The 1,270-nt window shown below is 53.1% G+C and carries 1 protein-coding gene; it reads right to left on the bottom strand.

Translation table 11 applies throughout. The annotated features are described in order from the left end of the window. Nucleotides 1–36: 36 nt before the first annotated feature. Nucleotides 37–1,217, bottom strand: a protein-coding gene (locus tag P2G53_RS14075; protein ID WP_275818357.1) for an IS3 family transposase whose coding sequence is annotated in 2 segments (ribosomal slippage) — nucleotides 37–932 and nucleotides 932–1,217 — 1,182 coding nt in all. Because the reading frame shifts where the segments join, the coding sequence is not laid out codon by codon here. Between the last annotated feature and the right edge of the window lie 53 nt (nucleotides 1,218–1,270).

Genomic DNA, 1,270 nt, shown 5'->3' with positions numbered 1-1,270 from the left:
GTGATCTTCCCCCGATAAAACGGACACCTTCGCTGCTCACGCCGTAACGGCTTCATATTCGACCGGGCTCAGGTAATTTAAACTGGAGTGCAGTCGAATTCGATTATAGAAATGCTGGATATATCCAGCCAGTTTATCCCTCAGGTGCATTTCACCATAGAAGGTGCTCTCCTTGATCAATTCACCCTTCAGGGTGTGGAAGAACGACTCCATTTCTGCATTGTCGGTACACATGCCTGGGCGGTTGGCACTGGCCTGGATACCGTGTTGTTTCAACAATGCCTGTATCTCATGGGCACGGTACTCCACGCCACGATCTGTATGGAAGATCAGGCCCGGTTTCGGCTTGCGATTTCTGAGAGCCATCTGGAGCGAAGCGCGTGTCAGAGACACCGTCTTTTGCTTACCCAGGGACCAGCCGACAATTCGGCGGGAATAGAGGTCAATAACTGCGGCAAGATATAACCAGCGTTTGCCGACACGGATATAGGTCAGATCCGCAGCCCAGTGCTGATTTGATGCTGTTGGCTTGGGCAAGTCTTTACGAAGATTGGGGGTACGCTGATAAAACCGGTGCAGCCCGACCAGCTTGCGGTAGACGCGGGCAACTCGTGCCTTCAGGCCTGCTTCTCGCATCAACCGTTCTACGCGTTTCTTTCCCACCTGGACTCCTTGTCGCTTCAGGGCTTGATGAACTCTGGGGCTGCCATAGGTTTCCCGGCTGGCCTCAAAGATCTGTTTGATCCGTTCTGTCAGGGCCGCATCACGACGGGCTCGCTGGCTCACACCCCGCTTCAGCCAGGCATAAAAACCGCTGGTCGATACGTTCAAGAACCGGCACAGCCGACTTACCTTATAGCGACTTCGATGCTGAACTATGAATCGGAACCGTTCTTGCGTTCCTCCGCAAGAAACCGTTGCCACTTTTTTAGCAGGTCGTTCTCCTCTTTCAAGTCCGCGACCTGTTTCTCCAGCTGCCGAACCCGCTCGTTCTCGCTCAACGTCTTCGGCTTCTTGCCCACCTTTTTCCGCTTATCCGCCACGATCTTGCCTTCCCGGTATTCCTTACGCCAACGTGACAGCATGAAGGGATGGATATCCAGTGATTCCGCCACACCTTTCACACTCGCCCCGCTCAGATGGGTCAGCTTAACAGCTTGGGCCTTGAATTCAGTTGTGTATTGTCGTGTCTTCTTCTGATTCTTGTACGCTGGCATTTTCCACCTCGATTCTGTTAGATCGAGATGTCCACTAAAGCGGGGGAACTACA

It is taken from the genome of Neptuniibacter sp. CAU 1671 (assembly GCF_029222905.1).
Lineage (GTDB): Bacteria > Pseudomonadota > Gammaproteobacteria > Pseudomonadales > Balneatricaceae > Neptuniibacter.
This window is presented reverse-complemented; position numbering and strand designations above follow the sequence as displayed.